Consider the following 25,000-nt stretch of genomic DNA (forward strand, 5'->3'; position numbering starts at 1 on the left):
GACTCCGCGATGCCAGCCGCTCGAAGAGATCCCAACTCGGGTTCATCATCAACACGTCCTTCGCCTGGGCTGCGCTCCTGAGCACGGATGTCGGGGTTTCCACAGCCTGGGCTGAAGCCGCTGGAGGCGAGGCGATGGCAGGTTTCAGCCCCGTGAACGGTTACACTTTTTCCTACTGCCTTAGCCCCTCCTTGTCTAAGGCATCGCCCGGCAAGTCAGCCGGGCGCGGATTGAAACGGCAACGGCAGCAACCAGGTGTTCAGCCCCGCCAGCTGCATCGCCCGGCAAGTCAGCCGGGCGCGGATTGAAACGCCCGCGAGAAGCTGCCTGCAACCTGCGGCAGGTCGTATCGCCCGGCAACTCAGCCGGGCGCGGATTGAAACATGCTGCGGAAGTAGCGCAGATAGTTGCCATGGGTGTATCGCCCGGCAACTCAGCCGAGCGCAGATTGAAACCAGCAAAACGTCGCGAAGCAAATTTTCCAAGGCGCACCGTCAAGCAGTCGGCGTTCAGTATTTCGCCCATAATAGCCGCTCGAAGCCTAGTGTCACCACGCTGAAGCAGCGCAGTCGTAATGCTCCGGCGTATTTGTTCTCTAGGGCTGTCCGGTATTCGGTCAATGCCGCCTCGGCTTGGTGGCGTTGTCTTGCGACTTCGGGGAGTTGTTCTAAGGCTTCCTGGGGCATCTCGCGGAGCTGTCGGCCACTGAGCTTGAGTCTTTCCAGGCTGAGATATTTGAACTCGATCAAGATATCCAGCAGTTGGTATTGGCGCATGTCCGGGCGGACAATCATGGTGAGATCGGCATAACCGCGCGCCAATTCGGTTTCTGAATCCAGGATATAAAACAGATTTCCCGCCAGCAGCATCAGAAAGACGGTCTTGATGGTCAATTCATTGGCCGAGGCATAATCCCGGTTGTCGAAGAGCTGCAGCCGCTTGCGCTCGATGAATGCGCAGAGCGGCTGAAGATCACCTTGGCTGTAGAGTGGTTTCGTCACCGCGCGGATCTCGTCGCTGTCCTCGCCGCTGCCGAGGTGCAGCTCGCGGAGACGTTCGAGGTAGAGGTCTTTGGCGGTCAGATTGGGGACGTTCAGCGTGGTTTCGCCCTGCTCGGTGACCTCTGTGCTTAGGGTGAGCATGCCCAGATAGAACAATAAGGTAGCGGTCGTGACGCCGTCCCGTGAGGCATTCAAGATGTCCGCCACGCCGAAGCGCTCGCTCAATTCGGCGATGGCTAAGGGCTGCTCGCGATCCAGCACTTGGCTGAGGATCTCCGGGCCACCGGGTAGCCTGGAGACATAGTCCAGTTTAAGCCGGTCGGTAGCCAGGTTTTCGTCTAGGAGCTTCCTTGGATAGCGGCAATGGCGTTGTAGATGCTTGAGGAAATAGATCGCTAGGGTTGGGTTGTAGATGCGTTCCTGGGCTTCGCGACTGAAGCGATAGCCGTTGTAGAAGACTTGCATCATCTCCATTGCCTGGTCCGCTTCAACCGCAGTCAGACTACAGCTATCGGCAACGTTTTGAACAATGGTCGCAACCTCGGTCTCCCGAAAACCGCAGAGGTCATTCAATGCTGGATCGGCGCTGATATTCTCGGCGACATTGTAGGCGCTGCTCACATCGCTCATGGCGATGGGCGAGACCCCAGTGATAAACACGCGCTCTAATCCCATGCCAGCGGAGATGGCTTTGACGGTCTTGAACAAGGATTTGAGTGCGCCTTCCCCATACAACAGCGCCTCATAACGGTCCCGCGCGCCCTGCTGTCGGCTCATCATCACTTCATTGGCGAAGTTGTCGTATTCGTCGATCAGTAGATAGAGCGGGTGACCAGCATCTTGCGTCACCGCGACCAGCGATTCCAAGGATAATGCAGCATTGGTCGGATGCAGTTTGACTTCCGCGCTGAGATGGTGCTTGTAGCGCAGGCAGAAATTCCGAATCTGGACATTGATATGTCCATGCAGGTTGTCTTTGATGGTCTCTGCGTCACCTTGCGGACTGACCGATGAAAAGTCCCACTTGAGGATGAAATACTGGTTGCGTTTGGGCGTTGGATTCTTGCCAATCGCCAAATGCCCGAACAGTTCGTCGAATTCATCGGCCCTGGCCAGATCGTAGTAATTTTCCAGCAGCGACAGCCACAGGGTTTTGCCGAACCGCCGCGGGCGTAGGAGAATCAACTGCCGACCTGCTTGCTCAATCAGTGGAATACGGTCGGTGCGATCGATGTATAGATAGCGCTCCTTGATCAGTGCGCGATAATCGGCGAGGCCGTAGGGAAACTCAATCGCCATGGCTGCTCTGCGGTTCGTTGTTCCAGTAGGAGGACGGTTTCGATCGATTCAAGCAGGGGGACGGAGGGCTTTAATGATCCGCTGCAGATCCTGCCAGCCCTTGGCCTTCTCGGCTGGGCTGCGCAGGTAATAAGAGGGGTGGTAGGTGACGATCAGTGGGATGGGCGCGGCGCCCTTGCCGGGCTGGTACTGATGCGGCTTGCCGCGGAGGCGACCGACTGCTTCAGTGTTGCCGAGCAGGTTGTTGGCCGAGACGGCGCCGAGGCTGACGATGAGCTTGGGCTGGATCAGCGCGATCTGACGCTCTAGGTAAGGGCGGCAGGCGCTGGCCTCATCAGGCTCTGGATTGCGGTTACCCGGTGGGCGGCATTTGACGATGTTGGCGATGTAGACCTGCTCGCGGGTCAGACCCACTGCGGCGAGCATCTTGTTCAGCAGTTGGCCGGCGCGGCCGACGAAGGGCTCGCCCTGTCGGTCCTCATCTTGGCCGGGGCCTTCGCCGATGAACATCAGCTCGGCTTGGCGGTTGCCGGTGCCAAAGACGGTCTTGGTGCGGGTTTGGCAAAGCTTGCAGCGGCGACATTCGGCGACGCTGGCTTCGAGCGCATCCCAGTCCATGTTGGCGATGGGATGCTGGTCGGCGGCTAATTCGGAGTCGGGCAAACTGGCATCTGGCTCGAGATCCTGCGCGATGTCGCGAGCGTCTGACTCGGTTGGCCAAGGCGGTTGCTCGTCATCGCTCCAAGGTGGAGGCTCGTCGAGCCAAGGCGGAGGCTCATTGGATTCAGCGGATGAAGGTGGGATCGAAGCCGGGCTAGACACTGAAGCGGTCACCGGAAGCGGTGCAGAAGCAGAAACTGGATCTGGATCTGGCGCTGGGTGCTGTGATGGCTCGGCTTGCCGCAGGTGTGTCGATGGGGCTGAAGCTGGTTGACTCGCCGGCGTTGCGGAGCTCACCGCGGCCGCTGTGGGTCGGGTAGCTGTTTGTTGGCTGGCGGTTGAGCTGAAGGTTGGTGGTGAATCTGCCCCCGTTGCTGCCTTTCCGTCTCTTGCTTTGCGGGCTGCTGATGCGCGAGCAATGGCTTGCAAAGCTGCCTGGGCACCGGTCGTGCTCGTCGCTGTTGCCGGTTTGGTGGTCGATGCCGGCCGTGGTTTGCGATCTTGACCCTGACTATGCCCCTGCCTCGGTTGCGACTCGGTGCCGGGCGCTTGGTGCCGGGCAAGCGCCGGCTTCGGCGCGGATTGCCCGAACGCGGCCGGCGCTGGCGTTGCCGCCGACTCGCCAGCAACGCGCGGCTGCCAGACCTGGATACCCATGGCCTTCAGATAGTGCAGTCGGCGCGATTCATCCATGACAACGCTCGTCCTGAGCGCGTAGCGAGGAGGCGCGTTTGAGCCCCGAGGCCGCTTTTCGTGCCGGTTGCACGGCAGGCGGCCCAGAAGATCGATCCTGCGCGCATCGCTGCAACGCGGGCCCGAGCCCTGCACGCATCAGCCTCATCTCACGCGCAGCCTCAGACATCCCCAGTCTGCGGATGCGCCCGCTCGCTGACATTGCTGAGCTTGTTCAGAGCGTTGAGGTAGGCCTTGGCGGAGGCGATGACGATGTCGGTATCCGCACCGGCGCCGTTGACCACGCGTCCGCCCTTCTCGAGCCGGACCGTGACCTCGCCCTGGGCATCGGTGCCGCTGGTGATGGCGTTGACCGAATACAGCTTGAGTGTGGTACCGCTGTTCACGATCGATTCGATGGCACGGAAGGTCGCATCGACCGGACCGCCGCCGATCGCGGTGCCGGGCTCCTCCTCGCCGTCGACACTCAGGACCAGGTCAGCGCGCGGGGTCTCGCCGGTCTCGGAGCAGACCCGCAGCGAGATGAGCTTGACGCGCTCGTTAGCGCTGGTGAGCGTGGTATCGGTGACCAGCGCTTGCAGGTCTTCATCGAAGATTTCATGCTTCTTGTCGGCGAGATCCTTGAAGCGGCGGAAGGCCTCGTTCAGCTCTTCGACCGTGCCCAACTGGATACCGATCTCCTCTAGGCGCGCGCGGAAGGCATTGCGGCCCGAATGCTTGCCGAGCACCATCCGATTCTGCTGCCAGCCGACGTCCTCGGCGCGCATGATCTCGTAGGTCTCACGATGCTTGAGCACGCCATCCTGATGGATGCCGGACTCATGGGCAAAGGCGTTGGCGCCGACGATGGCCTTGTTCGGCTGCACCGGGAAGCCGGTGATGCCGGAGACCAGGCGGGAGCAGTTGACGATCTGGGTGGTGTCCAGCCGCGTGTCGCACGGGAACGAGTCCTGGCGTGTGCGCACCGTCATCACGACCTCTTCCAGCGCGGCGTTGCCTGCGCGCTCGCCGAGGCCGTTGATGGTGCATTCGACCTGGCGGGCGCCGTGCTGCACCGCGGCGAGCGAGTTGGCGACGGCGAGGCCGAGGTCGTTGTGGCAGTGCACCGAGAAGACCGCCTTGTCGGCATTCGGGATGCGCTCGCGCAGTTGGGCGATGAGGCTGCCGAACTGATGCGGCACGGCATAGCCGACGGTGTCCGGGATGTTGATGGTGCGCGCGCCGGCGTCGATCACCGCCTCGAGGATGCGGCAGAGAAAGTCGATCTCGGAGCGACCGGCGTCCTCCGGTGAGAACTCGACATCGTCGCAATGCTGGCGCGCGCGCTTGACCGCGTGGATCGCCTGTTCAACCACCTGGTCTGGGCTCATCTTGAGCTTCTTTTCCATGTGGATCGGCGAGGTGGCAATAAAGGTGTGGATGCGTCCGGCATTGGCGTCCTTGAGCGCCTCGCCAGCGCGATCGATGTCGCGATCGAGCGCGCGCGCCAGGCCGCAAACGGTGCTGTCCTTGATCGCGCGGGCGACCGCCTGCACGGCCTCGAAGTCGCCATTGCTCGCGGCCGGGAAGCCGGCCTCGATGACGTCGACCCGGAGCCGCTCAAGAGCGGTGGCGATGCGCACCTTCTCGTCGCGGGTCATGGACGCGCCCGGGCTCTGCTCACCGTCGCGCAGGGTGGTGTCGAAGATGATCAAATGCTCTTTGTCGGTCATGATGGGTCTCAGTCGGGTCGGGTGTACTGGGCGCGAGTCAGAATGCTGCCGCTTGCGCTAGGACCATAGTCATTGCGTCGGCTCGAGACAATCGGCGGCGACCTTGTTCGGCGATTCTAGGTTCGATGATTCTAGGCCCGGCGATTCTAGGCCCAACGATTCTAACCGCGCCCGCCCGCATTGCCGATGCTGTTCTGGTTCGCGCTGACTCGATGACGTTTGCAGGGCTGTCGGACAGGATACGGCTTTCTCTCGGTGTAGCTTGGTGTAGGTCAGTGTAGCTCGGTGCAGCTTGGCGCAGCTTGTGCCGGGCTTTGCGCTAAGCTTTACCGGACTGGGTCTGCAGACCTGGCATCTTATCGCGACTTGACCAACACACTGGCTGCGTTCCATGAACGACTTGCACGATCTTGAGGTGGTTCTGCGCTCGGAGATGCCGATCCTGTTGATCGAGTCGCTGGAAGAGCCGCGACTGCTGGAACTGCTTGGCGAGATCGGATTGCGGCTGCAATTGCCGGTGTTCTGCTGGACCCTGACCGACGGACTTCGCCCGCTACGCGGTCGGGCGCTGCCGAGTGGGGCGCAGACTGATCCGCCTGATCTGTTGCGCCATATCAAGGCGACCACGCGCGCTGGTCTCTATCTGCTGCTGGATTTTCATCCGTTTCTGGAGCATCCGCTGCATGTGCGGCTGCTGAAAGAGATTGCCCAGGGCTTCAATGAGTCGGCGCCGCGGCGCTTGGTCTTGGTCAGTCATGCGCTGGAGAGTCCGCCGGAGCTCAGGCACCTTTGCGCGCGCTTTGAGCTCCGGCTGCCCGATCGACATCGACTGCTGGCATTGATCCGCGAAGAGGCGCAGCGCTGGCAGTATGCCGATCCGAAGCGCAGCTTCCGCGCCAGCCGCAGTGCGGTTGAGCAGCTCTCTCGCAACCTCCTGGGTGTCGCCGAGTCCGATGCGCGCCGGTTGATTCGCAACGCCATCATCAAGGATGGTGCGATCACAGAATCGGATGTCACTGAGGTCACCCGAGCCAAGTACCAGCTGCTGAGTCCGGAGGGTGCGGTCTCGTTCGAGTACGATACCGCGAGCTTTGCCGAGGTTGCCGGTCTCGAGCGGCTCAAGGCTTGGGTTGATCTACGGCGCGGGCCCTTCTTGGCCGCGGATCAGGAGACCGATTGCCCCAAGGGCGTGCTGCTGCTTGGGGTGCAGGGTGGTGGCAAGAGTCTGGCCGCGAAGGCGGTGGCTGGGCGCTTCGGGGTGCCGTTGTTACGGCTCGATTTTGGTCGGCTTTACGACAAGTATATTGGTGAGACCGAGCGTAAACTGCGTGATGCGCTCCGCACTGCCGATGTGATGGCGCCCTGCGTGCTCTGGTGCGACGAGATCGAGAAGGGGTTGGCGGTTGATAGCGGCGCTGAGGGACCGGGTCGGCGTTTGCTCGGCTCCTTGCTGACCTGGATGGCGGAGCGCAAGAGCGCGGTGTTTCTGGTGGCGACCGCGAACGATATCGCACAATTGCCATCCGAGCTGTTGCGTAAAGGACGCCTCGACGAGATCTTCTTTATCGACCTGCCGGGGCCGGAGGTGCGGCGCGAGATCTTTGCGATCCATCTGCGCAAGCGCGCTCTGGACCCGGGCGGCTTCAATCTGGATGATCTCGCGGCGGCGAGTGAGGGGTTTACTGGCGCCGGGATCGAGCAGGCGATTGTCTCGGCCATCTACGCCGCCCGCGCGAGCAATCGCGAGCCGAGCACGGAGTCGATCCGCACCCAGTTGGGCGCGACGCAGCCGCTCTCGGTGGTGATGGAGGCGCAGATTGCCGGGCTTCGGCAGTGGGCGCGAGGGCGTACCGTGCCGGCTGGGGCTGAGCTGAGCTGAGCTGAGCCGTACTGAGTTGCATTCAGTGGCACTGACTGGCATGAAGCCGCACAGCGCTGAGCTGGAGTCAGTGCTGTATCGGCGATCGGGTTAAGATCGCCACAGGCGCAACCTTTTTACCGTGAAACAAGCGCTTCATCGTCCGGGGTAGCGACGCGCTATGGACGTTAGGTGCAGGTTTCTTCGAGTCGAGAGTGACGATGGAATATAAGGATTACTACAAGATCCTGGGGGTCTCGCGCGATGCCAAGGCCGACCAGATCAAGGCCGCTTATCGCAAGTTGGCCCGTAAATATCATCCCGATGTCAGTAAGGAGCCGAACGCCGAGGAGCGCTTCAAGGAGGTCAACGAGGCCAATGAGGTCTTGAAGGACTCCGAGAAACGGGCGCAATACGACGCGCTCGGCAGCGGCTGGCATGCGGGCGACAACTTCCGTCCGCCGCCTGGCGCTGGCGCTCGGGGTGCAGCCGGGCGCGGCTATGAGTTTTCGGAAGAAGAGGCCGCTCAGTTCAGCGATTTCTTCTCCAGTATCTTTGGTGGCATGGGCGGCGGGCGCGGCGGCCGATCCAGTGGTTTCGGTAATGCCGGTATGAATGCTGATCCTTTTGCTGCACGCGGTCGCGATCAGACCGCGCGCATCCGTATCTCGCTCGAAGAGGCCTATCAGGGCGGCACACGTCAGCTTCGGCTAGAGGTGCCAGAGATCGACGCCCAGGGGCAGGTGAAGACGCGCATCCGGACCCTGAACGTGCGCATTCCAGCCGGCGTGACCGAGGGCCAGCAGATCCGACTTGCCGGCCAAGGCAGTGCCGGAGGCGGCAGCGCGAGTCAGTCCAGCTCGGCTGGCGACCTCTTTCTCGAGGTCGAGCTTGAGCCGCATGCGGTGTTTCGCAGCGAAGGCAAGGATATCCATCTGAAGCTGCCGATCGCGCCCTGGGAAGCGGCGCGCGGGGCGACCGTGCCGGTGCCAACGCTCGGCGGCACCGTGAGCCTGAAGATTCCAGCCGGCTCGCAAAGCGGTCAGCGTTTGCGGTTGAAGGGGCGGGGTCTGCCGGGCAAGCCGGCTGGGGATGCCTTTGTCCAGCTCGAGATCAGCAATCCGCCTGCCGACAGCGATGAGGCGCGAGCGGCGTTCGACGCGCTGGCCGAGCATTTCAAGTCTTTCAATCCGCGAGCAAAGCTGGGGGTTTGAGCCATGCCCAAAACGATCAGCGCAATCGAGGGTGTGATCCTAGACGAACGCACGGTGGTGACTGTGACCGAGCTGACCCGAGTCTGTGGTGTGAGTCTCGAGCAGGTGAGCTCGATGGTCAGTGAGGGGATGTTGCATCCGCTGGGTGGGGCACCTGAGCACTGGCGCTTCACTGGCATCGAGGTCCGACGCACTCGGCGGGCGCTGCGCCTGCAACAGGATCTGGAACTGAATCTGGCCGGCGCGGCACTGGCCTTGGATCTGCTTGACGAGGTGGAGCAGCTGCGCAGCCGGGTGCGCTGTCTTGAGCACCAGCTCGGCGCGCTTTCCGATGCTGAAGGCCCGGGCTGAGTGAACGGTTGCGAGGCTGGCGATTGGCTCGGCTGCTGGCGGGTTGACGTGCGGCTCGGGCTTCGTGTTCGGCCGCCAACCTTTGTGGTGTTGGCCTGCGTCGCGCTCGCCCTTGCGCTGAGTCTCATGCCGCGCTTGGGCTTCAGTTCGGCGCTAGCGACCCAGACGCCGACCCTTCAGGTCCGAGTCGTCGCGCGTTTCCCGCATGATCCTAATGCCTTTACCCAGGGCCTCGTGATCGTCGATAGTGAACTCTACGAAGGCACCGGCGGTTATGGGGAGTCCGTGTTGCGGCGTGTTGACCTCAAGACGGGGCGGGTGCTGGAGCAGGTCGAGCTGCCCGATCGCTGGTTTGGCGAGGGCATCACCGACTGGCAGGATGAACTCATTCAACTGACCTGGCGCGCGGGTGTTGGCCTGCGTTACGACAAAGCAACGCTCGCGCCGCGTGGCCGGTTCTCGATCAGGGGCGAAGGTTGGGGGCTGACGCATGATGGTCGGCATTGGATCATGAGCGATGGCAGCGCTGAGCTGCGCTTTCTCGATCCCGCTGACGGTCGTGAGCTGCGCCGACTGCGAGTGATGGACGGCGCTAAGCCGGTGCAGCGGCTGAACGAGCTCGAATATGTCGGTGGTGAGGTCTGGGCTAACCTCTGGTACGAGGACCGGCTGGTGCGGATCGATCCCGCCAACGGGCAGGTGCTCGGTTATATCGATCTCGGTGGCCTCTGGCCTGATGATCAGCCACGCCGGCATGACCAGGTCCTGAACGGTATCGCCGTTGATCCGCAGACCGGTGATCTCTTTGTGACCGGCAAGCGCTGGCCCTGGCTTTATCACATCGAGGTCATCGAGGGTGCCACCGACTGAGCTGGATCTCTGCGCTACTGATTACGAAACACGCGGTCCGAAACATGCGGGGCGCGCAATGATGCACTAGAATCCGGCCAGGCTTCACGGAATCCATCAGGGTCTTCCGCGCGCCAATCCGCCATTACTGCCCGTTCGATCATCCGGTTACCTCAGTATGTCCGATACAGCCCACGGCTCGCCCAGCGCTCCCGAGACCAGCTTTCCACTGCTCTCGACCATTGATGACCCTGATGATCTGCGGCTGCTGCCCGCGAGCGATCTGAAACAGCTGGCCGCGGAGCTGCGCGGCTTCTTGATCGAAAGTGTCTCCCGTACCGGTGGCCATTTGGCCGCTGGCCTGGGTGTCGTCGAGCTGAGCATCGGTCTGCACTACGTCTTCGATACGCCGCATGACCGTGTGGTTTGGGACGTTGGCCATCAGGCCTATCCGCATAAGATCCTGACCGGACGACGCGAGCGGATGGCGCGGATGCGGATGCAGGGAGGGCTCTCGGGATTTCCGAAGCGTGCTGAGAGCCCGTATGACACCTTCGGTGTCGGTCATTCCAGTACCTCGATCAGCGCCGCGCTGGGAATGGCGATCGCCGCCAAGCAGAAGGGCGAGCAGCGCCAAATTATCGCCGTGATCGGCGATGGTGCGCTGAGTGCTGGCATGGCCTTCGAGGCCTTGAATCACGGTGGGCCGCTCGATCCGGATCTGCTGATCATCCTCAACGACAACGAGATGTCGATCTCGCCGCCAGTGGGCGCCATCAGCAGTCATCTGGCCAGGCTGCTCTCTGGCGGGCTCTACACCAAGATGCGTGAAGGGAGTAAGACCGCGCTGCGGGGGATGCCGCAGCTGCGCGAGCTGGTCGGCCGCTGGGAAGAGCATGTGAAAGGTATGGTGATGCCGAGCACCTTGTTCGAGGAGCTGGGCTTTAACTACATCGGCCCGGTGGATGGGCACGACATGGATGCCGTGGTCGCGACGCTGCGCAACATGAAGAAGATGCCTGGCCCACGGCTGCTGCACCTGATCACTCAGAAGGGCCACGGCTATGAGCCGGCCGAGCATGCGCCGACCGCGTATCACGGCGTCACGCCGTTTGATCTCAAGACCGGCGCGGTGCCGAAAAAGGGCGGTGCTCAGAGCTACACCCAGATCTTTGGTGACTGGCTCTGTGAGCGCGCCGAGGCCGATTCCCGACTGCTCGCCATCACCCCGGCGATGCGCGAGGGCTCGGGCATGGTGCCCTTCTCTGAGCGTTTCCCGGGGCGCTATTTCGATGTCGGCATTGCCGAGCAGCACGCGGTGACGCTTGCGGCCGGCATGGCCTGTGAGGCGATGAAGCCGGTGGTGGCGATCTATTCGACCTTCCTGCAGCGTGGCTACGATCAGCTGGTGCACGATGTCTGTCTGCAGGGGCTGGACGTGACCTTTGCGGTGGATCGCGCTGGGCTGGTCGGAGCCGATGGCCCGACGCATGCGGGTGCCTTCGATTACAGCTACACGCGGCCGCTACCGCATATCGTCATCATGGCCCCTGCTGATGAACACGAATGCTGGTGGATGCTCGAGACCGCCTATGCCTACGATGGCCCGGCGATGGTGCGCTATCCACGCGGCAGTGGTCCTGGGGTTGTCGTGGACAAGACCGGTGGTGCGCTGCTGCCGATCGGCAAGGGCGAGATTCGGCGCGAGGGACAGGATGTCGCGCTGCTGGCCTTTGGCAGTCGGGTGGCCGCAGCTGAGGCGGTCGGTGAGCGCTTGAATGCGACTGTGGTCAACATGCGCTTTGTGAAGCCGCTGGATGATCTGCTGATTCTGCAGATGGCCGAGCGTCATCAACTCTTGGTGACGGTGGAGGAGAACGCGGTTGCGGGTGGCGCCGGCTCGGCGGTCTCAGAGCTGTTGGCCGAGCAGGGCGTGCTGGTGCGCTGTCTGCATCTGGGGCTTCCAGATCGCTGCCAAGAGCAGGCCAGTCATGTGCAGCAGCTCGCCGCTTGTGGACTGGATGATGCCGGCATTGAGGAAGCAGTGCGCGCAGAGATGCGCGACCTGGGGCTGGAGCAGACGCGACTGAAAGGCGCAAGTGCTGGTTGAGCTGACATGAGCCTCATCATCGAGCCGATTCGAGCCTTCGACGACAACTACATCTGGCTGCTGCGTCAGCCTGAGCATGCCTCTTGTGCGGTCGTCGACCCCGGCGATGCTCTGCCGGTAATCGAGCACCTGCAACGCGATGGTTTGCGTTTGGATGCGATTCTGATCACGCATCATCATGGGGATCATATCGGTGGTCTCGCCGATCTGCGGCGGCTGTGGCCGCAGGCTGAGGTCTTTGGGCCGGAGGATCGCCGTATTGCCGGATTGACGCGGGTGGTGGGTGATGGGGATCGCGTCAATCTGGCTGGGCTCAAGCTTGAATTCGCGGTGATGGCGGTTCCGGGGCATACCTCGACGCATATCGCCTATGTCGATGATGCGCATTTGTTCTGTGGCGATACGCTGTTCGCGGCCGGTTGTGGGCGGGTGTTTGATGGCACCTTTGAGCAGCTCGCGGCGTCGTTGCGGCGGATTGCGGCCTTGCCGGCGCAGACATGCTGCTACTGCGCGCATGAATACACCTTGGCCAATCTCGGTTTCGCGCGCTGGGTCGAGCCTGAGAGCGCGGCCGTCATGGCAGCAATCGCCGCTGCCGAGGAACGTCGCGCTCTGGATCAGCCAACCGTGCCGACGACCCTGGCCGAGGAGCTTGCGGTGAATCCCTTTTTGCGAACGGCGGAGCCCGCGGTGATCGCCGCCGCAGAGCGCTTTGCCGGCGCACCGCTGGACGGACAGACGCAAGTCTTTACCGCGCTCCGCCGCTGGAAAGATGAGTGCTATGACTGACGCTGAGCGTGCAGGCGCTCGGTGGTACCAGGTCTTTGCGGGCGTGTTTCGCGCTTGGGTCAGTGTTACCGTGAAACGCGTGTTTCATCGACCTGGATGGCTGTCGGCGCTCATCGCACTGCTGTCTGGTGCGCTGATGGTGCTGTCTTTCGCGCCGATCGGCCTCTATCCGCTGGCGGTCGTGTCTCTGCTCGGGTTCTATCTGGCACTGCGCGGCCGCGATGGTGCTGGCGCTTTTGGTATCGGCTGGCTGTTCGGGCTGGCACTGTTTGGTGCTGGGGTTGCCTGGGTGCGGATCAGCCTGAACGAGTTCGGCAACATGCCGGCGCTGGTCGCCAACCTGCTGATGCTGCTCTTCGTCGCGGTCATGGCCCTCTACTACGGCCTGACAGCCTGGCTGATCCGTTTTATCGAGCATCGGCTGGCGGCCGACTCCATGCCGCGATGGGCAGGACCGTTGCTCCTGCTGCCGTCGATCTGGGTTCTGATGGAATGGGTGCGCGGTTGGTTGTTCACCGGCTTCCCCTGGTTATTTGCCGGTAATGGACAACTCGATGGGCCCTTGGGCGGATTGGCGCCGGTGCTTGGTGTCCATGGGTTGAGTCTGGCGGTGGCTGTTTCCGCAGGGCTGCTCTGGGGGCTATTGCGATGGCGCGGAGAGGCGCGCTGGCGGGTAGCGGCGGGGTTTTTGCTGATCTGGGTCTGTGCCGGCATGCTCTGGCAGATCGGGTGGACGCGGCCGGCCCCGAATGCGGAGCAGCGCCCGATTCGGGTGAGTGTGATTCAGGGTAACGTGGAGCAGGCGGTGAAGTGGGATGCGGATGGACTGCTCCCGACGCTGGAGATCTATCTAACGCTCACCAAGGCGCATCTGGAGAGCGATCTGATCATCTGGCCGGAGACCGCGATTCCCGAGTTTTTCGACCGTGTCGAGGAGCCGCTGCTGAAGCCGCTCGGCGTGACCGCGCGCGAGACTGGGACCGAGGTTGTTATCGGGCTGCCTGTGATGGAGCCCGACGGTCGCTACTACAACGCCTTGGTCAGCCTCGGCAGCAGTGAAGATCGGTACTTCAAGCGCCATCTGGTGCCGTTCGGTGAGTTTCTCCCGTTTAAGGCGCAGTTGCAGCCGCTGATCGATTGGTTCGAGGTGCCGATGTCGGATTTCAGTCGCGGCGATGCGGCGCGCCCCTTGCTACAGGTTGGGGTCTGGCCGGTCGGGGTCTCGATCTGCTACGAAGATGTGTTTCCGGATGAGGTCCGGCAGGCACTACCGGAGGCGGCGTTTCTGATCAACGTGAGTAATGACGCCTGGTTCGGCGACTCCTTGGCGCCACATCAGCATCTGCAGTTCGCGCGCCTGCGGGCGCTGGAGAGCGGTCGTTGGCTGATCAGGGCGACCAATACTGGGATCTCGGCGATCATCGATTCGCGCGGCCAGGTGCGCGATCAGCTGCCACTCTTCGCGCGTGCGGCACTGACGGGAACCTTGGAGGCGCGTGTCGGGTCGACCCCTTTCGTGCGCTTTGGCAGTCAGGTTCCGCTCAGTATGGCGGCGCTGATGTTGCTCGCTGGGCTGGTGTTGGCGCTGCGGGTGCGCCGACAGGCGCGGACTTCGGTCGCACAGGCTGCTGAGTAGCGGCCCCTTTTCCCGCTCCTGATGATTGCTGGACAGTGGCACGCAAGTCGGGACGGTTGATCGATGCTTGCTTCGAGGGGAGCTGCGAAGGCGCATCCTGAACTCGCACCGGTCGCGCTAAAGGACAAACATCGCTAATTCGCCGCCCGCCTATCAGGTTTTGCTGCGATTCCCTAAGTGCCGCTGCATGGCTATCATGATCGGCTCAATTGCTGCTTCGGACGCATCGCTGTGCTGGTCATCATCAACTTCTTCATCGATCTCGCACTGCTGCGACGGGCGCCGCAGGATCTGCCCGCTTCGCCTGCGCTGTTGCTGTTGGTGCTGCTCGCCGGTCTTGGTGCAGGCCTCTTGCTGGCGATCACCGCGGGGGTCGATCTCGGCAATGGTCTGTTGCAAAGCCTGTTGGATCTGGCGCTGACGCTGGGTGCCTTGTCGCTGGCGCTCAGGCTGGTCGAGCGACACCAGCGTTTCCTGCAGACGGCGACGGCGTTGGTGGGCGTGGATACCTTGATCACCTTGCTGGCCTTGTTGCCGGTTGGGATGGCGCGTCCGGTCGACAGTGAGAGCGGTTTGCTGGCGCTGGCTGGAGTGTTATTTCTGCTCCTCGTGGTCTGGAGTGTCCTGGCGGTTGGGCATATCCTGCGTCACGCCTTCAGCCTATCCCTGTTGCAGGGCGCTGCGATTGCCATCGGCTTCGATCTGCTCTCGTTTATGATCATTGGTGGCGTGATCGATGGCGCCCGCTGACTGCTGATTCAGGATTCAACCTTCGATGCATTTCCATATCCTTGGCATTTGCGGCACCTTCATGGGCGGGCTCGCACTGATTGCCCGTGCGCTCGGCCATCGGGTGACCGGTTCCGATGCCAATGTCTATCCGCCGATGAGCACCCAGCTCGAGGCCGCTGGTATCGACCTGATGCAGGGCTATGCTGCTGAGCATCTGCAGCCAACGCCGGATCTGGTGATCGTCGGTAACGCGATGAAGCGCGGGCTGCCGGTGGTCGAAGCGATGCTCGATCGCGATCTGCCCTACACCTCTGGACCGCAGTGGCTGGCCGAGCAGGGCCTGCGTGGCCGCCATGTGCTCGCGGTGGCGGGAACCCATGGCAAGACCACGACGGCGAGCATGTTGGCCTGGATTTTGGAGGCCGCCGGCGTTAAACCGGGCTTCCTGATCGGTGGTGTACCGCTGGATTTTGGTCTCTCGGCGCGGCTTGGCGACGGGCCATACTTCGTGATCGAGGCGGATGAGTACGACACCGCTTTCTTCGATAAGCGCTCCAAGTTCGTTCATTACCGCCCGCGAACGCTGGTGCTGAACAATCTTGAGTTCGATCACGCTGACATCTTCGATGATCTCGCGCAGATCCAGCGGCAGTTTCATCATTTGGTACGGACCGTCCCCGGCACCGGCAGGATTATCCATCCGCAGCAGGATGCGGCGCTTTCCGAGGTCTTGGCGATGGGCTGCTGGACGCCCTGTGACTCGACTGGGGTTGCGGCCGCAAGCTCCGAGGATGGGGACCCCGAGGCCAACAATCGCTTGGCTTCGGAGTGGTCCGGCTGCGATTGGCAGGCCGAGCTGTGCGCTGGCGATGGCTCGGCGTTTCGTCTCTCTTTCCAAGGGCAGCCGCAGGGGCGGCTCGAGTGGTCGCAGATCGGGCTGCATAATGTGCAGAATGCCCTCTCGGCCATTGCCGCGGCGCAGCATATTGGCATCGCACCCGAGCAGGCGATCACAGCCCTGTCGCGTTTTCAGGGTGTAAAGCGGCGGATGGAGCTGCGCGGAATCGAGGCCGGTGTGCGTGTTTATGACGATTTCGCCCATCATCCAACAGCGATCGCGAGCACCTTGACGGGACTGCGACGGCAGGTGGGTCAGGCGCGCATCATCGCGGTGTTGGAGCCGCGCTCGAATACCATGCGCATGGGGTCTCATGCCGGTGCGCTGGCAGCGTCATTGGATGTGGCCGATCGTGTCGTTGTCTATCGTCCGCCAGATTTGGCCTGGGATGCGGCGTCGGCGCTGACCACCCTCGGTGATCGTTTGAGCCTCTGTACGGAGCTGGATCAGGTCTTGGCCGCTGCCACGGCCGAGCTGCGCTCAGGGGATCATGTGTTGGTCATGAGCAACGGTGGGTTTGGGGGCATCCATCAGCGAATCCTCGAGCGCCTTGCATCCTCAGCGGCTGGCGATTGAGCGTTTGCGCATCGGTGCACAGCGACGCTTCTCCGAAATCCGTCTTCGATAACGCCACTGCCTGAGTCTCGCATGACCCAACCGACCCCACCCCGCTGGAAGAAGACCATCGCCATCGCACTGACCGGAGCCTCGGGGACGGGCTATGGGCTCCGCGTGCTCCAGGGCTTGATCGACGCCGAGGTGCGTGTCTATTTGCTGATCTCGCAGGCGGCGCAGGTGGTGTTGCGCATGGAGTCGGGGCTGGAGGTGCCGAGTCGACCAAAGGAGGCTGAACGCTTCTTTTGCGATTATCTGGGTGCGCAGGAGGGCCAGCTCAGCGTGTTTGGTCGCCAGCAATGGACGGCGCCGGTGGCCAGCGGGACCAATCCGCCAGACGCGATGGCGATCGTGCCTTGCACCACCGGAACCTTGGCCAACATTGCTGCCGGCCTGAGCGAAGATTTGATCGACCGTGCAGCCGATGTGACGATGAAGGAAGGCCGTAAGCTGATCTTGGTGGTGCGCGAGACCCCGTTCACGACCATCCATCTCGAGAACATGCTGCGTTTGGCGCGAGCTGGGGTGGTGATCATGCCTGCGAATCCGGGGTTCTATTTCAATCCACAGAGTGTCGATGAGGTGATCGATTTCATGGCCGCTCGCGTGCTCGATCATCTCGGTGTTCCGCACCGCCTCTCGGCACGCTGGGGCGCGGAGCCCTGAGAGGCTGTTTTGGAAGGTTCAGCGCAATTCGGGTCAGCCTTCTCGGCCATCGCCTTGGCTGCAGCGCTTTGGATTTCATGCGGGCAACCGCTGTTCGGCGTTGCGCCGTTGCCGGCTTACTTGGCCGGGAGCAGATCCAGCTCTTTTGGCGCTAGCAAGGTCGGCGCGCCCATCGCTATGCTCATCCCTGGCGATTGCGCTAGGTCGGTCAGCCAATGCCCTTGGCCGCTTGCGTCAACCGGGATCGTGATTGGCAATGCCAGCAGATGAACGATCTTCTCCTTGATCACTTCGGTGATGTTGCCGGCCCAGATGGGCGCGCCAGCATTCAGCTGGACGTGTGTGCCCCAGAGCCGCAGCACCAGGCGTCTCCCATCCGGGAGATCCTTGACCAGTATCAGATCATCGTGATGTCCATCGTGAACATGCGGGACGACCGGCAGCTCCGCGAGCGTTAACGACGGTGAGAGCAGCTTGATTGCATTGCTCCAACTGAGCTTCTCGGCGGGCGCCCACCCTTGCCCGGCAAGGATCTGGGAGAGGCGATTGAGCGGGCCGGCGTACTGAACATCGAAGGGACGCTGATTGCGGTGCCAGAGATCTTCGCGGTGGCTGGCGATGGGCAGATCCTGGCGCGTACGCCATTCGGTCGCGGTCAGCGTGATGAGCGGCCGAGTTGCTTGGTGGCGCGCGATGTCGAGCGGTTGCTGTGCCAGCGTGGCGGCGGTGAAGGCCGCGCTGGCGGCGATCAGGGTCACGAGGACGAGACCAGCGACCTGTTCGGACGGTTCAGTATGGCGTCGAAAGGCGAGTCCAAGGGCCGCGATCCAAATCAACCCGAGGGCGATGCTGGCGATGATATCGGTGAGCCAGGCGGCGCCGACATAGAGCCGCGCGAGGGCGACGGCGGTAATCAGGGCGGCAGCGAGGGCGTAAGGCGTCCAACGCCAGCGAGGCGCGAGGGGACGCGAGACTGAGAGTGCGAGAAAACCGTAGAGCACGGTTGCGCTCAAGACCTGTCCACTGGGGAATGACCAGGGCCAGCGTAGATCGAGCCCGAGTTCGGGTCGGGGGATGCGCACCAGCCAGCCCAGCGTTGGCGTGACCAATAGCGTAAAGGCGAGCGCCGCGAGCCAGTATTCCAACGCGCGCTGCTGACCGCTGAGGCTCAGATAGACGAGGATCGCGATGACCAGCGGGATGGTGACCACTGGCTCGCCGAGGCGGCTCAGTCCGGCCATGAGCTGGTCGGCGAGCGGTGTATGCAGGCTTTGTCCGAGGTCGAGTGCGAACTGATTGATGCGCATCTCCTGCGCGCCGAAGAGGTCGGCGCTCAGCGACATGCCCAGCAGGGCGACTGCGGCGACGAGCGCGAGTGCGAGCGCGGTGAGGGTGGCGGCATCCGGATGATCAGGGTCGGCGAGCGCTTGCGCGGTGCGACCGAACACGGGATGCAGGTTGCTCCAGCGCAGCAGTGTTTGCACCCCGTGCGAGGCGTGCGGGCTGAGCAGGAAGAACAGCCGCCGAGCGAGCCAGGCCGCAGCCCAGAGCAGTGACAGCAGGATGATGATGAGGATGGCGAGGTGCGTGGCGGCCTCGGCGGCGAGCTTGAGGGAGGCGCCGAAGACGATGCCTGGCGCCAGATAGGCCGGCCCCCAAGCAATCGCGGAGCTGATGTTGGCCGCGGCGAAGCGTGTCCGCGGCATCTGCATCATGCCAGCGACCATCGGGATGATGGCTCGACCTGGACCCACGAAACGACCAAAGGCGACGCTCATGGCGCCGTGCTTCTCGAAGAAGACGATGCCACGATCGAGGGGTTTCGGATGTCGGCTGAAGGGCCAGTGCGCTCGAATCTGGTCGCGATAGCGGTTGCCGATCCAGAAGCTCAGGCTATCGCCGCTGATGGCGCCAACAATGGCCAGGCTGGCGGTGGGCCAAAAGGCGAGCTCGCCGGATGCGATCAGCGCGCCGGCGCCGAATAGGATCATCACGCCCGGCACGACGACGCCGATGACGGCGACTGACTCCGCGAAGGAGACCAAGAAGACGATCAGGTAGGCCCAGGCCGGGTTTGTGCCGATCCAGCTGAGGAGTTGGTTGAGTGAGGCCTCCATGGCGCATCAGACGCCGAGCATCAGACAGCTGTTGCGCGAGGAGGGCTTATTGGCAGCAGGGCTCATGTCAGTAGCGCTCATTGCAAGCAGCGCTACTGGCCTGAGGCTGCCGCGCTTGGCTCAGCGGGCGAGGTCAGCGAAGGCCTTGCTGGCAGCCTCGAGCGTTGCATCGATCTCGGCATCACCATGGGCGCCAGAGACGAACCCGGCCTCGAAGGCCGAGGGTGCAAGATAGACGCCTTGATCGAGCATGGCATGGAAGAACCGGCGGAACTGCTCCTGATCGCAGGCGGTGGCCTGGGCGTAATTGGTGACGGGGCCGTCGTCGGTGAAGAAGAGGCCGAACATGGCGCCGGCGCGGTTGGTGCTGAGGCCAATGCCGGCCGCGCGTGCTTGCGCTTCCAAGCCGTTGGTGAGGCGCTCGGTTTGCGCCGCAACCCGGTCGTGAAAGCCGGGCTCGCCGATCAGCTCGAGGGTTTTGAGGCCCGCGGTCATCGCAATCGGATTGCCGGATAGGGTGCCGGCTTGATAGACCGGTCCGAGTGGGGAGATGTGCTCCATGATTGCACGCTTGCCGCCGAAGGCGCCGACCGGCATACCGCCGCCGATGATCTTGCCGAGTGCGGTCAGGTCCGGGGTGATGCTGAAGTGCTCCTGGGCGCCGCCCAGGGCGACTCGGAATCCGGTCATGACCTCGTCGAAGATCAGCACCGCGCCGTGCTCATCGCAGACCTCGCGCAGTCCCTCGAGGAACCCGGGCACGGGCGGGATGCAGTTCATGTTGCCGGCCACGGGCTCGACGATGATGCAGGCAATCTGATTGCCGATATCGGCGAAGGTCTGGCGCACCTGATCGATAGCGTTGTAGCTCAGGGTGATGGTCAGCTCGGCCAGGGCCGCGGGGACGCCGGGTGAGCTAGGCTCCCCCAGGGTGAGCATGCCAGAGCCGGCCTTGACCAACAGGGAGTCGACATGGCCGTGGTAGCAGCCTTCGAATTTGATCACCTTGTCGCGGCCGGTATAGCCACGTGCGAGCCGGATTGCGCTCATGGTGGCCTCGGTGCCGGAGCTGGTCATGCGGACGAGGTCCATGCTCGGGACCAGTTCGCAGACCTTATCGGCCATCAGGGTCTCGAGCTCGGTGGGGGCGCCGAACGACAGTCCCATGGCGACACGCTCGGTGACCGCGGCGAGGATCTCGGGATGCGCATGGCCGAGGATCATCGGGCCCCAGGAGCCGACATAGTCGATGTAGCGCTTGCCATCGGCATCGGTGACATAGGCGCCAGAGGCTGACTCGAAGAACACCGGGTCCCCGCCGACACCGCGGAAGGCACGCACTGGCGAGTTGACACCGCCAGGGATGTGTCGTTGTGCCGCGGTGAAGAGGTCGTGGGATCGGGACATCAGTTCGCTCCTAAATAGGGTCTGAAACAAGGGTGGCAGGCGTTGCAGAGGTTCTGTTGTTGCCTGTGAGCGGCGCGCTTGAGCGTGTTGATCGGTCTTGCAGCGAGCGGCGAGCGGCAGCAGGCGACAAACAATGGGCGACAATCGGCCATTTTCTGGCGACCTGGCGCGGATGGCAACCACCATGTGGCCGATCTGGTGTTGATGCATTGAGATGCGTTGAAAATGGGGGGCTCAACCCTGATTCCTACACGGTTAAGCAAGAAACGAGCATCCGTAGAGGGGCGGACTGAGGATAATGAAGCAATATATTTGTGTGATTTGTGGGCTGATCTATGACGAGGCAGAAGGCTGGCCCGAGGACGGGATTGCCCCGGGAACGGCTTGGGATGACGTGCCTCTGACCTGGAAGTGCCCGGAATGCGGTGCGGGAAAAGAGGATTTTGAGATGGTGGAGATCTGACGGCGTCCGTTGCAGAGGGCCTCAGCGCCTGGCAACGAGGCGCTAGCCTGCTGTACATTGTCGGGTTTCCAGCGATCTTGAAGCAGAGCATCACCATGCAAAACCTCATTACTGAGACTGATCTCTCCATGACCCCCACAGCACAGGCCAAGTTGGCCGAGCTGTTCAAGGATGTTGACGATGCGATCCAGGGTGTCCGTGTCTATGCGGCTTCCGGTGGCTGCAGCGGCGTCAGCTTTGGCATGACCTTTACCGATGTTGTCAATCCGAACGATGGTATCAGGGACTTCGACAGCTACAAGGTCGTGGTCGATGACGGCACCCTGGAGCATATCCGCGGCGTCGAGATCGACTTCGTCGACCCGGGCGATGGTAACGCAACCTTCGTCTTCAACAATCTTCCATCAGTCGGTGGCGGCTGCGGCAGCTGTGGCTCGGCTGGTGGCAGTTGTGGCTGAGCTAGGATTGCTGATCGTGTTTGGGGGCCCTGGCTTCGGGGTTACTGGCGATGATTAAGGTCGGTATCGTCGGTGGGACTGGCTATACCGGCTCTGAGCTGCTGCGGTTGCTGGTGAGGCACGCGCAGGTTGAGATCGCCGCAGTGACGTCGCGGTCTGATGCGGGAACCGGTGTTGCCGACTTCCATCCCGCGTTGCGTGGCGAGATCGATCTCGCCTTTACAACGCCCGAGGCGGCCGGGCTTGCGGACTGCGATTTGGTCTTCTTCGCGACCCCTAACGGGACGGCGATGAATGAGGCCGCAGCGCTGCTCGAGGCCGGCGTCCGCGTGATCGACTTGGCTGCGGATTTTCGCCTGAAGGATCTGGAGGTCTGGCAACGCTGGTATGGCATGACGCACGCGGCGCCCGACTTGGTTGAGGCGGCGGTATACGGCTTGCCCGAGGTCAATCGTGAGGCAATCGCGACGGCGCGGCTAGTCGCCAATCCTGGCTGCTACCCGACGGCTGTCACGCTTGGCTTGCTGCCGTTGCTGGAGGCTGGGGTCGTTGATGCCGGGCGCTTGATTGCGGACGTCAAGTCTGGCGTCAGTGGCGCTGGCCGAAAGCCATCGACCGCGCTGCTCTTGGCTGAGTGTGGGGAGAGTTTTAAGGCCTACAGCGTCGGCGGGCATCGCCATCAGCCGGAGATCTGCGAGAATCTGCGGCACGCCGTCGGGGTGGAGATTGGGCTGACGTTCGTGCCGCATTTGGTGCCGATGGTGCGGGGTATCGAGGCGAGCTTGTATGCAACGCTTCAGCAGTCTGGTCTGGACTTGCAGGCGTTGTTCGAGGCCCGTTATCGCAACGAGCCTTTCGTCGATGTGCTACCAACCGGCTCTCCCGTCGAGACGCGTTCTGTGCGGGGCACCAATCTCTGTCGGCTTTCGGTGCTGGAGCCGCAAGGGGCAGGGGTCGTGGTGGTGCAGTCGGTGATCGATAATCTGGTCAAGGGCGCCGCGGGGCAGGCGGTACAGAACATGAACATCATGTTCGGGTGGAACGAGGCCACCGGGTTGGCATTGTCCGCATTGGCGCCTTAGCCCGCTTGGGATCTCGGTGGCCAGGAACCAGCGAGTCGGCAACGGTCGCGAGTCTCACGGTTACCGCAACCTGAAGGCTCAGCGCTCAAGGCGTCGGTTTCGAGTGCTGATCACCCTCGGTTGGATGCTGGTGATCGGATTGACGTTTGCGTTTGGCTACTGGCTGGGTCGTGATGATGCCGTCAAGGCCCTCGCGGGTGTCGGTGCGCTGCAAGCGGAAGTGGGTCACTTGTCGGAGGAAGTTGCTCGGGGTCGCGAGGAGCGTGTGCGTCTGGAGCGGGCCCACCAGATGGATCGTGAGGCGAAGCGGCAGGCGCAAGCGTCGCTCGCTGAGCTGCAGCGAGAGCGCCTTGACCTGATCAAGCGCGTCTCTTATCTGCAGCGTTTGGTGCGTGACGGTCAGGCGGGGATCGTCGAGGTCAAGGAGCTTATGCTGCGTCAGGGCCCGAAACCGCGCAGCGTCCGCTTCGAGATGTTGCTGAGTCAGCTTGTGCCGCAGGAGGAGCGGACGCGTGGACGAGTCAGCGTCAGCGTTGTGCTCTCTCGCGATGGTGAGCAAGAAACGCGGTCGTTAGATGAACTGCCTGGGTCGTCACCAGCTGAGGCGCTCATTGACTTTGAACATTTTCAGGCCATTTCAGGCGAAATCGTGCTACCGGAAGGGGCCGAGCCCGAGCAATTCATCGTCGACATCCAGCCCGAGGAGGCATCGATGGCTCGATCTTCTGAGGGCTTTTTGTGGCCTGGTGAGCCGGGCGACGCCTGTTCGCCAAGTCCGCTGCTCGAGTTGACCGAACTTGTTGGGCCTGAAGAGGTTGAATGAACTGGCTTGAGGCCCCCACTCTCTGGCACACTATGACAGAGTAATTTACTGAGGTATTGAACAATGACAGAAGCCGTTGCCCTCGATGCGCCACTGGTCTTCACCTCGCAGGCCGCGGCGAAGGTTGCGACCTTGATTGAACAGGAGGACTCACCTGGGCTGATGCTCCGGGTTTACATCCAGGGGGGTGGCTGCTCAGGATTCCAGTATGGTTTCACCTTTGACGAGTCGGTTCAGGATGGAGATACCGAGATCGAGACCGATGGCGTCAAGCTCCTCGTCGACCCGATGAGTCTGCAGTACCTGACCGGTGCTGAGATCGACTATACCGAAGGCTTGCAAGGAGCACAGTTCGTGATCCGCAATCCGAACGCGACGACGACCTGCGGCTGCGGTTCATCGTTTGGCGTCTGAGATTAGGTTTTGCTTATGCCTCAGTGCAAGCGCCGCTCCTGCCTGGTTCGGGGGCTGCGCATTGATCCTACGGGCGTATTGACCCTAAGCAAGATACCCAGCCGAACGATTTCAGGGCGGTTTCGCTCGGCGGTGTTCGGCTCGGCCGCGGGGGCGCGGGATCGGATGTTTGTGGGTTGAAAAAGTTTCTGATCAGGCGATTGCCGAAAAATCTCGAGCCGAACGGCACCGGATTTTTGACTACCCACGCTGGGCGTCGTCGGGAAATAGCCGGGCGCTTTCACCGATGACGCCACGCGGAAGGCAGGGGAAGGAGACCAGCAAGGGGTAACGAGATTTGGCTCTGGTGAATCATCGCTTCTCCCGTAACCTAAGTTGTTCTACAACAGTTTCATTCTTTCAGTAGGAAAATCAGACTGTTGGCTTGCTGGCCTTGGGCCTTGGGTTAGCCTGAGCGGGCGGACCACGGGATGATCAAAGCTTGGGATTCGACAAGAGTCGTCCGACCTCAGCCATCGTCTTCCTGTGTCGGTTTTCGGCTTTGGCCAGGAATCTTTAGCGGGATCACGTCGCGCCCAGACGAGGCCTTTGCCGCTGCTGGAGCGGCCGTTTCTGATGCCGTCTCGGCCGTCGGGGTCTGGGTGAAAAACAGGTACCCGACGACCGCCGACGCGATGAGGAGCAGGATAAATATCACTAGTGCGCCGGGAAAACGCCGGCGTTTTCTAAAGGTCAAGCTCCCGCTGCCTTTGTAGTCTCGCATTGTTTGGCCCCAGTTGCGTTTTGGAAGACTGTTTCTCTCACAGACGCTCAAGTGTAGAGAACGCGGAGATGGGGCGGAAGGGTTTCTCGAGTTTCTCGGGGTTATACCCAACCGCCACTGCTGATTCTGGGATGCGCCTTCGGGGATACTGGCGACTACCTTTGCCTAGCCTCGAGTCACCAGTCTGCACTTGCCTAGCGGTCGCCCTAGCTTCCGTGGCAGACTTTCAGGCCATTTCTTCCCTTCCGCCTAAGCCCATGTTTGGGCTAGGGCACAACCGCGGTTGTCTAGTTGAATGTCCGACTCCTTCGATCAACTCGTGCACGGCACTGATGAGGTGCTGACTGACCAGGCTCTCCGAAAGAAGCTCGCGCTAGGGCGGCCTTTGCG

General features: G+C 62.2%; 21 protein-coding genes (1 of these 21 cut by a window edge). 16 read left to right on the forward strand and 5 right to left on the reverse strand.

What is annotated here, in order from left to right; all coding sequences use genetic code 11:
• Positions 1–509 precede the first annotated feature (509 nt).
• From CKO42_RS18540 to CKO42_RS18550, 3 genes are all read right to left on the reverse strand, one after another.
• Positions 510–2,300, reverse strand: a complete 1,791-nt coding sequence (locus CKO42_RS18540) for an AAA family ATPase (RefSeq protein WP_207148772.1) — start codon at positions 2,298–2,300, stop codon at positions 510–512.
• 48 nt (positions 2,301–2,348) lie between these two features.
• A complete protein-coding gene (locus tag CKO42_RS18545; protein WP_338034950.1) occupies positions 2,349–3,122 on the reverse strand; it encodes a uracil-DNA glycosylase in 774 nt (257 codons plus the stop codon).
• 692 nt (positions 3,123–3,814) lie between these two features.
• Positions 3,815–5,365 (reverse strand): 2-isopropylmalate synthase, encoded by a 1,551-nt coding sequence (locus CKO42_RS18550; protein ID WP_200247309.1) that lies wholly within the window; start codon positions 5,363–5,365, stop codon positions 3,815–3,817.
• Positions 5,366–5,756: 391 nt separating this feature from the next.
• Here CKO42_RS18550 and CKO42_RS18555 point away from each other — a divergent pair, with 391 nt between their 5' ends.
• The 10 genes from CKO42_RS18555 (at position 5,757) to CKO42_RS18600 (ending at position 17,083) form a co-directional block, all read left to right on the forward strand.
• Positions 5,757–7,244, forward strand: a complete 1,488-nt coding sequence (locus CKO42_RS18555; RefSeq protein WP_200247311.1) for an AAA family ATPase — start codon at positions 5,757–5,759, stop codon at positions 7,242–7,244.
• A gap of 200 nt (positions 7,245–7,444) precedes the next feature.
• Positions 7,445–8,437 carry a DnaJ C-terminal domain-containing protein gene (locus CKO42_RS18560; protein WP_200247313.1) on the forward strand — a complete coding sequence of 331 codons (993 nt, stop codon included), beginning with the start codon at positions 7,445–7,447 and terminating at the stop codon, positions 8,435–8,437.
• Positions 8,438–8,440: 3 nt separating this feature from the next.
• Complete coding sequence (locus CKO42_RS18565; protein ID WP_200247315.1) at positions 8,441–8,788, forward strand: chaperone modulator CbpM; 348 nt, start codon at positions 8,441–8,443, stop codon at positions 8,786–8,788.
• Entirely contained in the window at positions 8,789–9,658 is an 870-nt protein-coding gene (locus CKO42_RS18570; protein WP_338034951.1) for a glutaminyl-peptide cyclotransferase, read from the forward strand.
• A 157-nt stretch (positions 9,659–9,815) separates the two neighbouring features.
• Entirely contained in the window at positions 9,816–11,747 is a 1,932-nt protein-coding gene (gene dxs, locus CKO42_RS18575; protein WP_200247317.1) for a 1-deoxy-D-xylulose-5-phosphate synthase, read from the forward strand.
• A gap of 6 nt (positions 11,748–11,753) precedes the next feature.
• The gene (gloB, locus tag CKO42_RS18580; protein WP_200247319.1) at positions 11,754–12,536 is read left to right on the forward strand and encodes a hydroxyacylglutathione hydrolase; all 783 of its coding nucleotides are present in this window, start codon (positions 11,754–11,756) and stop codon (positions 12,534–12,536) included.
• A complete protein-coding gene (lnt, locus tag CKO42_RS18585) occupies positions 12,529–14,172 on the forward strand; it encodes an apolipoprotein N-acyltransferase (protein ID WP_200247321.1) in 1,644 nt (547 codons plus the stop codon). Before gloB ends, lnt begins: the two co-directional genes overlap by 8 nt.
• A 231-nt stretch (positions 14,173–14,403) precedes the next feature.
• A complete protein-coding gene (locus tag CKO42_RS18590; RefSeq protein WP_338034952.1) occupies positions 14,404–14,922 on the forward strand; it encodes a hypothetical protein in 519 nt (172 codons plus the stop codon).
• Between the two features lie 25 nt (positions 14,923–14,947).
• Positions 14,948–16,378, forward strand: a complete 1,431-nt coding sequence (gene mpl / locus CKO42_RS18595) for a UDP-N-acetylmuramate:L-alanyl-gamma-D-glutamyl-meso-diaminopimelate ligase (protein WP_200247322.1) — start codon at positions 14,948–14,950, stop codon at positions 16,376–16,378.
• 72 nt (positions 16,379–16,450) lie between these two features.
• A complete protein-coding gene (locus CKO42_RS18600) occupies positions 16,451–17,083 on the forward strand; it encodes a flavin prenyltransferase UbiX (RefSeq protein WP_200247324.1) in 633 nt (210 codons plus the stop codon).
• A 116-nt stretch (positions 17,084–17,199) separates the two neighbouring features.
• Here CKO42_RS18600 and CKO42_RS18605 read toward each other — a convergent pair whose 3' ends face one another.
• Both CKO42_RS18605 and hemL read right to left on the reverse strand, forming a co-directional pair.
• Positions 17,200–19,200 carry a bifunctional DedA family/phosphatase PAP2 family protein gene (locus CKO42_RS18605; protein ID WP_200247326.1) on the reverse strand — a complete coding sequence of 667 codons (2,001 nt, stop codon included), beginning with the start codon at positions 19,198–19,200 and terminating at the stop codon, positions 17,200–17,202.
• 120 nt (positions 19,201–19,320) lie between these two features.
• A complete protein-coding gene (gene hemL / locus CKO42_RS18610; RefSeq protein WP_200247328.1) occupies positions 19,321–20,607 on the reverse strand; it encodes a glutamate-1-semialdehyde 2,1-aminomutase in 1,287 nt (428 codons plus the stop codon).
• A 298-nt stretch (positions 20,608–20,905) separates the two neighbouring features.
• Here hemL and CKO42_RS18615 point away from each other — a divergent pair, with 298 nt between their 5' ends.
• The 6 genes from CKO42_RS18615 to tyrS form a co-directional block, all read left to right on the forward strand.
• Positions 20,906–21,070 carry a rubredoxin gene (locus tag CKO42_RS18615; protein ID WP_200247330.1) on the forward strand — a complete coding sequence of 55 codons (165 nt, stop codon included), beginning with the start codon at positions 20,906–20,908 and terminating at the stop codon, positions 21,068–21,070.
• Positions 21,071–21,165: 95 nt separating this feature from the next.
• Positions 21,166–21,528, forward strand: coding sequence for a HesB/IscA family protein (locus CKO42_RS18620; RefSeq protein ID WP_200247332.1), 363 nt, complete (start codon positions 21,166–21,168; stop codon positions 21,526–21,528).
• A 50-nt stretch (positions 21,529–21,578) separates the two neighbouring features.
• Complete coding sequence (gene argC, locus CKO42_RS18625) at positions 21,579–22,610, forward strand: N-acetyl-gamma-glutamyl-phosphate reductase (protein WP_200247334.1); 1,032 nt, start codon at positions 21,579–21,581, stop codon at positions 22,608–22,610.
• Positions 22,611–22,626: 16 nt separating this feature from the next.
• On the forward strand, positions 22,627–23,433 hold the full coding sequence (locus CKO42_RS18630; RefSeq protein WP_200247337.1) for a DUF6776 family protein: 807 nt from the start codon (positions 22,627–22,629) through the stop codon (positions 23,431–23,433).
• 63 nt (positions 23,434–23,496) lie between these two features.
• Positions 23,497–23,847: an iron-sulfur cluster insertion protein ErpA gene (erpA, locus tag CKO42_RS18635; protein ID WP_200247339.1), complete on the forward strand. Its 351-nt coding sequence runs from the start codon at positions 23,497–23,499 to the stop codon at positions 23,845–23,847.
• A gap of 1,058 nt (positions 23,848–24,905) precedes the next feature.
• A protein-coding gene (gene tyrS, locus CKO42_RS18640) for a tyrosine--tRNA ligase (protein ID WP_200247342.1) crosses the window boundary here: on the forward strand, positions 24,906–25,000 show its 5' portion. Its footprint extends 1,096 nt past the window's final position; the window shows 95 of its 1,191 coding nt (coding positions 1–95); the start codon lies at positions 24,906–24,908; the stop codon falls past the right edge of the window.

Source organism: Lamprobacter modestohalophilus (assembly GCF_016583905.1).
GTDB lineage: Bacteria > Pseudomonadota > Gammaproteobacteria > Chromatiales > Chromatiaceae > Lamprobacter > Lamprobacter modestohalophilus.

Excerpts from the sequence above, each read along its gene's own strand:
- CKO42_RS18540 (WP_207148772.1), bottom strand. The coding sequence starts at position 2,300 with ATGGCGATTGAGTTTCCCTACGGCCTCGCCGATTATCGCGCACTGATC.
- CKO42_RS18550 (WP_200247309.1), bottom strand. The coding sequence starts at position 5,365 with ATGACCGACAAAGAGCATTTGATCATCTTCGACACCACCCTGCGCGAC.
- CKO42_RS18555 (WP_200247311.1), top strand. The coding sequence starts at position 5,757 with ATGAACGACTTGCACGATCTTGAGGTGGTTCTGCGCTCGGAGATGCCG.
- CKO42_RS18560 (WP_200247313.1), top strand. The coding sequence starts at position 7,445 with ATGGAATATAAGGATTACTACAAGATCCTGGGGGTCTCGCGCGATGCC.
- CKO42_RS18565 (WP_200247315.1), top strand. The coding sequence starts at position 8,441 with ATGCCCAAAACGATCAGCGCAATCGAGGGTGTGATCCTAGACGAACGC.
- dxs (WP_200247317.1), top strand. The coding sequence starts at position 9,816 with ATGTCCGATACAGCCCACGGCTCGCCCAGCGCTCCCGAGACCAGCTTT.
- gloB (WP_200247319.1), top strand. The coding sequence starts at position 11,754 with ATGAGCCTCATCATCGAGCCGATTCGAGCCTTCGACGACAACTACATC.
- lnt (WP_200247321.1), top strand. The coding sequence starts at position 12,529 with ATGACTGACGCTGAGCGTGCAGGCGCTCGGTGGTACCAGGTCTTTGCG.
- mpl (WP_200247322.1), top strand. The coding sequence starts at position 14,948 with ATGCATTTCCATATCCTTGGCATTTGCGGCACCTTCATGGGCGGGCTC.
- CKO42_RS18600 (WP_200247324.1), top strand. The coding sequence starts at position 16,451 with ATGACCCAACCGACCCCACCCCGCTGGAAGAAGACCATCGCCATCGCA.
- CKO42_RS18605 (WP_200247326.1), bottom strand. The coding sequence starts at position 19,200 with ATGGAGGCCTCACTCAACCAACTCCTCAGCTGGATCGGCACAAACCCG.
- hemL (WP_200247328.1), bottom strand. The coding sequence starts at position 20,607 with ATGTCCCGATCCCACGACCTCTTCACCGCGGCACAACGACACATCCCT.
- CKO42_RS18615 (WP_200247330.1), top strand. The coding sequence starts at position 20,906 with ATGAAGCAATATATTTGTGTGATTTGTGGGCTGATCTATGACGAGGCA.
- CKO42_RS18620 (WP_200247332.1), top strand. The coding sequence starts at position 21,166 with ATGCAAAACCTCATTACTGAGACTGATCTCTCCATGACCCCCACAGCA.
- argC (WP_200247334.1), top strand. The coding sequence starts at position 21,579 with ATGATTAAGGTCGGTATCGTCGGTGGGACTGGCTATACCGGCTCTGAG.
- erpA (WP_200247339.1), top strand. The coding sequence starts at position 23,497 with ATGACAGAAGCCGTTGCCCTCGATGCGCCACTGGTCTTCACCTCGCAG.